This window comes from Streptomyces sp. NPDC056231 (assembly GCF_048270745.1).
In the GTDB taxonomy this organism is placed as follows: domain Bacteria; phylum Actinomycetota; class Actinomycetes; order Streptomycetales; family Streptomycetaceae; genus Streptomyces.
Genome location: NZ_JBLVKW010000052.1, coordinates 49,692 through 55,977, shown reverse-complemented (window position 1 = coordinate 55,977; position 6,286 = coordinate 49,692). Strand labels below are relative to the sequence as shown.

Here is a 6,286-nt window from a genome sequence, read left to right as displayed (position 1 = left end):
ATGTTTGCCCCGTGAGGAGCGTCGTCCAGTGCGTGCGATCGCAAGGCGGGCGGAAGTCCTTGTAGCGGAGCTACCAGGACTTTTGGCCAACGCGGAAGGGGGTCCCCCCTGGCCCTTAAGGCCTTGGGGGAGGGCGTGCTGGACGGTGCGACGGGGCAAAGCTTGCCGGGAGGGGCACTAGCGTTCCAGCACGCGGGACAGGAAGCGCCGGGTCGATTCGTGGCGGGGGTCGGTGAACACCTGCTCCGCGGTGCCCTGTTCGCGGATCACGCCGTCCTGGAGGAAGCAGACCTGGTCAGCGGCCTGCCGGGCGAAGCCCATCTCGTGCGTGGCCATCAGAATGGTCAGGCCGCGCTCCTTCAGGTCCGTGACCACGTCCAGCACCTCGCCCACCAGTTCGGGGTCGAGCGCCGAGGTGATCTCGTCGAAGAGCAGCACCTGCGGGTCGGTGGCCAGGGCCCGGGCGATCGCGGCCCGCTGCTGCTGGCCGCCGGAGAGCCGGTCCGGGTAGTCGTGCGCCTTGTCCGCGAGGCCCAACCTGGCGAGCAGTTCGCGGGCCGACTCCTCGGCCTGCCTGCGCGGCACCTTGTGCACCTGGCGCGGGGCGAGCGTGATGTTGTCCAGCACGTTCAGGTGCGGGAACAGGTTGTACGCCTGGAAGACGATGCCGATTCGTCGGCGGGCCAGGTTCGCGTCCAAGCGAGGATCGGTCAGCTCGGTCCCGCCGAGATGGATGGTGCCGTCGTCGACGACGTCCAACAGGTCGATGCAGCGCAGCAGGGTTGATTTGCCTGAGCCCGATCCACCGATCAGGCAGACCACCTGGTGCTCGGCGACATCCAGGTCGATCGAGCGCAGGACCAGGCGCGATCCGTACGCCTTACGCAGGGCGCTGATCCGCAGCAGTGGCTCGTTCACTGTCCAGCCTCCGCCCAGGTGCGCTGTGCAGCGCGGCGCTGCAGTCGGTCGGCGTACCTCGTCAAGGGGATGGTCACCGCGATGAACAGGGCTGCCGCCCCCAGGTAGGGGGTGTAGTTGAAGTCGTAGTTCGCCTTGATCTGCGCGACCCTCAGCGCCTCCAACGGCCCGAGGACGGCCACCAGGGCGGTGTCCTTCTGCAGTGCGATGAAGTCGTTGAGCAGGGGCGGCAGGACGTTGCGCACCGCCTGCGGGAGGATCACCCGCCGGAGGGTCTGCGACTCGCTGAGCCCGAGCGCCCGCGCGGCGTTCCGCTGCGCGGGGTGAACCGAGTTCAGGCCGGCCCGTAGCACCTCACCGACGTAGGCGGTGTAGGAGAGCACCAGCGCGATCACTCCGAGCAGCCAGGGCTGGGAGGGGGTGCCCTGCAGCTGGAGCGCCGGCAGGCCGAAGCCGACCAGGAAGACCAGCAGCAGGGTCGGCACTCCGCGGAAGACGTCCACGTACAGGGTCGCGGCCAGGCGCAACGGCTGCAGGCCGGGCGCCCGGGTGACCCGCACCAGGGCGATCAGCAGGCCCAGGACGAGGATCAGCACCTCGGCGATCAGGAACATCTGGACGTTGAGCCAGAAGCCGTCCAGGATCGCGGGGAACGTCTTGCGGAACTCCGCGCCGTCCAGGAACCGGCTGTGCAGCCGGTCCCAGCCGGGCGAGGCGACCACGGTCGCCGCCACCGCCACCAGGGTGCACAGGGTCGCGATCCATCTGTTGCGCCGCTGGCGTGCGCGGCGGAACCGCTCCCGCTCGCGCTGCCGCTCGCTCGGCCGGTACTGCTCGTCCTGCGGGTTGGCCTGCTGATTCAGCTCGGCCGTGGTCTCGTGCTTCACTGTGCGACCCGCTACGGCTTGAGCTCGGGGGCATTGGCCGAGGCCGACAGCCACTGGGAGGTGATCTTGTCCAGCGTGCCGTCGGCCTTGAGCGCGGCGAGCGCCTGGTTGACGCAGGGGGTCAGACCGCTGCCCTTGCCCAGCAGCAGGCCGAACTGCTCCGGCGTGCCGCCGTGGTAGCCGAACTGGCCCAGGATCTTGCCACCGTGCACCTGTGTGCCGGCCAGGTAGAACACCGTCGGCAGGTCGGTGACGAGCGCGTCGATCTGGCCGTTCTGCAGGGCGTTGATCTCGTCGTTGGTGGTGTTGAAGACGCTCGGCTGCCGGCCGGGCTTTATCTCGTCGAGCACCGCCTGGTAGCTGGTGGTGGCAACCTGCACGCCGATCTTGGCATCCTTGAGCGCGGCCAGTGAAGTGGCGCCCGCGTACTTGGACTTGTTCAGTACCAGGACGGCCTGATTGGCCGTGTAGTAGCTGGTGGAGAAGTCCACCGCCTTCGCCCGCGCCGGGGTGCTGGAGATCTGGTTGATGTCGAAGTCGAAGTTCTTCGGTCCCGGGGCGTAGGAGTTGTCGAACGGTTCGACCACCCACTTCACCTGGTTCCGGCTGAAGCCGAGCTTGCCGGCCACCGCGTAGGCCACGGCACTTTCGAAGCCCTTGCCGTTGGACGGGTCGTTGTGGTCGAACCACGGCGTGTAGGCCGGGGAGTCGGTGGCGACGGTCAGCTGCCCCTGCCGGTGGAGGCTCGGGCTGGTCGCGCAGTTGCCGGAGGCCGTCGCGGTGGCCGTGGCCGTGCTCTGGGGCTGGGGCGCGCAGGCGGCGGCCGTCAGCACCACGACGGCGCCCAGCGAGGCGGCGAGGGACGTGCGGGAAAGGGACATGGGGGTTCCTTTGGAAATGCTGTCCGGAACGGACGGTGCGAAAGAAAAGCGGGGGCAGTGCGCTCAGCGACACAGATCGGCGGCGCAACGCACGTGGTCAACGTGCCGACGGCGCACCAGGCGGAGGATTCCGGACATGCGCTTCAGCATTCCGGGCGGTGCGCTGCGGTGTCAATGGAGGCGGCCGTCGTTCGAGACGCCGCGACAAAGCGTCAGCCGATGGGATGGAGGACCCGGTCGCCTTCGCGCAGACCGAACAGTTCGGCTGCGGAACCGCCCCGCACCACCAGTTCGGCGAATCCCAGCCCCGAACTTCCGGTGGTGATGCCCGGCTCGCCGTACGGCACATCGGGCAGCCGGTCGTAACAGCGCACCTGGATCCGGCGGCCGTCGCGGGCGCTGTGGACGGACAGACCAGCCGCCGCCCGGTGGCCGGGGATGGCAGCGACGGGGCGGTCCAGCTTGCAGTTGCCGAAGTTGTCCACCACAGCGACCCGCACCGCGCCGGCCGTCTCGGCGCCCGCCGCCCGCCGGTCGGGCCCGCCCACGACGTGCGGCCGCGCCGGGACCGGGCGACCGTCCACCAACCAGCGGGCCAGCAGCGGCACGTACCAGAGGCTGCGGAACTGGGTCCGCCCGATCTCCTCGGCCTCGGCCGGCGACAGCTCGGCCCACTGAGCGGCGGCCGTCTCCAAAACCTCGCGTACGTCGGTGACCCGAATCTCCGTCAGGTCCAGGTAGGTCGACAGCGGCGCGAGGACTCGGGGATTCAACGTGCTGATCACCAGGTGCTGCTTGTGGCGGAAGTAGCAGAACGGCGCCCCGTTTGGCCAGGAGCCGTCCCGCGGCGCGATATTGACCAGCACCACGACCGGGTGCGTCGGCCCGCCGACGAGATCGGTGGCGCGCAGCAGGTCGAGCAGCGTGAGCGCGGCGACGCCCTCCGGGTCCGGCCCGGTCAGCGGAAGGACACTCGGCGTGGCTCCGAAGAGGGCGGCGATCCTGGCCGACTGTCGGGCCACCGCGTTGGGGTCGGCGCAATCGGTGAGCGAGATGACCGGGGGGTGGGTCATGGCGAGGTTCTCCTGCGGATGGAGTCGGCCGCACGCGGCAGCCACGGGGACGACTGGGAATCGGTGAGGAGCGCGGGAGGCAACGGGGGCAACAAAAAACGGACCCCCCGTTGCCGGAGGGTCCGTCGCGTCCTGCGCGCACACGGCTTCGCTAGCGAAGCGCCTCCGACATTCGGGGCATCATTCGCATCATGGCGAGGGTGGTGGTGTGCAGCATGGAGGGCACATTAGCACCGCAAATACCCACCCGATCCACCCTGACCAGCATGTGGACCGGGACCGTCGCGGGGAGGGGCTACGCGGATCGGTCGGCAAGGACCGCGTTGGGAGTGCGACCCGGGTGACCCGCTTCTTCAACGCTGCCGCTGTCCACCGCGCGGGACCAGACGGTGCTCGACTTCACTGGGGTCCGAAACCCGCGCTGGCGGGTGGTGGCGAGCCTGCGGACCCGCTGGGAAATCCGCGACGACATCCACAAAGCCTTCCTCACCCTCGGATGCGCCCTGATCTGCTGGAGGCGTCTTGCCGCGTCACGACAGCAGCCGGTCCCTGCACCAGAAGGTCCTTGAAGCGCTGGAGCCAGTCAGTGCACGCGATCCCCGCACTCCGCCGGAAACAGCACGGCACCTGGCGGCAGTTCGCCCGGATGCCGGGCAATCACCCGCAGGCATGCTTCGAGAGAGCCCTCCGCGGGCGGGTATTCGAGGGTGAGTTCGCTCAGCACAGTCATGGCATCAGCAAGATGCATTTCCGCCGCATGCACGCCGTCGGGGAGACAGCCGGCCAAGGTGCCGAAGGCTGCCGTGTCGCTGCTGTCAGCGACACACTCGCGGATCTCGAAGCGCCAGTGCACGGTCGCGTCGGCCAGCAATGACTTGCCCCTCTTGCCCAGCCCGACAAGGAAATCGGTGCGAGTTCGCAGATGGTGGGCGATGGCACAGCAGACGGGAACCGCGGTGCCGTCAGGAGCCATCACCCGCGTGGTGGATTGATCAGTATCGAATCTCGACGAGGCGCCCTTCTGCGTCCAGCTCGGGCACCTCAGGAACCCGGTTCGCTGTCCCGAGCGCGATCCGGTGCGCCGACCAGGCCGCGACAGCGGCGTCGAGCACGTCGTCCACGGGAATGCGGTCCGCCTCGCCAATCTCGTCCGGGAGCACGAGGCCGGCCTCGGCCAGCATGGAGCGGCGCAGGTTCTGGCCGCGCCAGGTCTTCTTGGCGTAAGCCAGCGGTACTCCGTCGGCCAAGGCGTAGAAGGACACCTCGGGGTGCACCTCGTGGATCCGCTCATCGGCGAGCCAACACGCCCGCGCCTCAAGCAGCTTCGGTCTCAGCGCCCACGCCTGCTGGCTCAGCCGATTACCGGTGAGCTCCTGGCATCGGCCGGCGGCTGCCCTGTAGTCCTGCTCCTGCCACGCCATTCTTGGCGCTATGGGGAAAACGCTGCTGCGCCGCACCCCGAGCAGCGCCCTGGCCGCGAGATCTGCAGCGCGCCAGCCCTTCTCGACCAGGCCCAACGGCATGTCCACCGCGATCGCATCCACCTCGGCGGCGCGCTCGATCAGCCTCTTGAGCCGGGGATCCACCAGGCTGCCCGCGTACGCGCCGCCCGTGAGCCTGATCCCGACCCACCCCTGCTTACCACAGGCGTCGACCCCAAGGACGTCCATCCCACCCCACCCCTCGCGCACAAGCCGAGCCGCAACGTAGCGGCACCCACGATCCCAGAAACTGCCACCCGCCGCCGTTCCCAGCTGTCTGTGCCCTGCCGGGGACCCGCACCTGCGACCTCTCCCAACGCTCCACCGGTTCAGCCGGACGACGGTCTGGATCACCAGCTGCCCGTCTCCGACCAGCGGTCCGACCTGTCCCCATGTCCCGTGTCCCCCGCCGGAGGCGCTTTCCGGATAGACCTTCCGACCAGTGGAAACACTGATCGGAAGGTCTTTTTCATGTCACAAGCCCATCCGCCGTCGGCACGACCCGGCGCGGTGCCGGTCCCGGTTGCCACGGCGCTCCAGAACGCGACAAGGGCCTGCACGGCCACGTTTCGTGGCCGTGCAGGCCGGATGCCACGCAGGGCGGGGACGGACCGTCAGGTCAGACGTTCGTCTCGCCGCGCCGGACCGGCAGCACGCGCTCCTGTATGCCGTTCCCGTCCCGCCAGCGGAACCGGACGCTGAAGCGGCGTGCGCCCCGGTGAGCGTCTGCGACCGGGAGCCAGGGGACCGGCCGCCCGAGCACGACCGCGGGCAGGCTGTGCGCGATGCAGACCTGGGCTTCCGTGCAGTCGAGCAGAAGGTCGCGTGCCGAGTCCTGGTAGCGCTTCTCGCTGCTGAGGATGGCGCCGATATAGCCCATGAGGTCGATGAGCACCTGCGTGCCGTTGGCGGGGATGCCGCCGGGCATCTTCCACACGCGGTAGTTGGTGGTCGCGGAGGTCAGCCAGCGGACGCGGCGTTCACGGCGCCCCTCGGTCGAAACCGCCGCTGCCGTCCACGCCCCACCGCGAGTCGGTCCGGCGGAG

7 protein-coding genes are annotated in these 6,286 nt (G+C 69.2%); all 7 read right to left on the bottom strand.

Features of this window, described 5'->3' with window-relative positions:
• Window positions 1–177: 177 nt before the first annotated feature.
• The 7 genes from ACNPQM_RS30545 to ACNPQM_RS30515 all read right to left on the bottom strand — a co-directional run bounded on the left by ACNPQM_RS30545 (window position 178) and on the right by ACNPQM_RS30515 (window position 6,177).
• A complete protein-coding gene (locus ACNPQM_RS30545) occupies window positions 178–918 on the bottom strand; it encodes an amino acid ABC transporter ATP-binding protein (protein WP_418086493.1) in 741 nt (246 codons plus the stop codon).
• The gene (locus tag ACNPQM_RS30540; protein ID WP_418086492.1) at window positions 915–1,805 is read right to left on the bottom strand and encodes an amino acid ABC transporter permease; all 891 of its coding nucleotides are present in this window, start codon (window positions 1,803–1,805) and stop codon (window positions 915–917) included. The genes ACNPQM_RS30545 and ACNPQM_RS30540 overlap by 4 nt, the downstream gene beginning before the upstream one ends.
• Window positions 1,806–1,816: 11 nt before the next feature.
• Window positions 1,817–2,686 (bottom strand): ABC transporter substrate-binding protein, encoded by an 870-nt coding sequence (locus tag ACNPQM_RS30535; RefSeq protein WP_358857391.1) that lies wholly within the window; start codon window positions 2,684–2,686, stop codon window positions 1,817–1,819.
• 212 nt (window positions 2,687–2,898) lie between these two features.
• Complete coding sequence (locus ACNPQM_RS30530) at window positions 2,899–3,759, bottom strand: SAM hydroxide adenosyltransferase (protein WP_418086491.1); 861 nt, start codon at window positions 3,757–3,759, stop codon at window positions 2,899–2,901.
• 583 nt (window positions 3,760–4,342) lie between these two features.
• Window positions 4,343–4,732, bottom strand: a complete 390-nt coding sequence (locus ACNPQM_RS30525; RefSeq protein ID WP_418086490.1) for a hypothetical protein — start codon at window positions 4,730–4,732, stop codon at window positions 4,343–4,345.
• Between the two features lie 19 nt (window positions 4,733–4,751).
• Window positions 4,752–5,429 carry a DUF429 domain-containing protein gene (locus ACNPQM_RS30520; protein ID WP_358857389.1) on the bottom strand — a complete coding sequence of 226 codons (678 nt, stop codon included), beginning with the start codon at window positions 5,427–5,429 and terminating at the stop codon, window positions 4,752–4,754.
• A gap of 430 nt (window positions 5,430–5,859) precedes the next feature.
• Entirely contained in the window at window positions 5,860–6,177 is a 318-nt protein-coding gene (locus ACNPQM_RS30515; protein ID WP_418086489.1) for a hypothetical protein, read from the bottom strand.
• Window positions 6,178–6,286 lie beyond the last annotated feature (109 nt).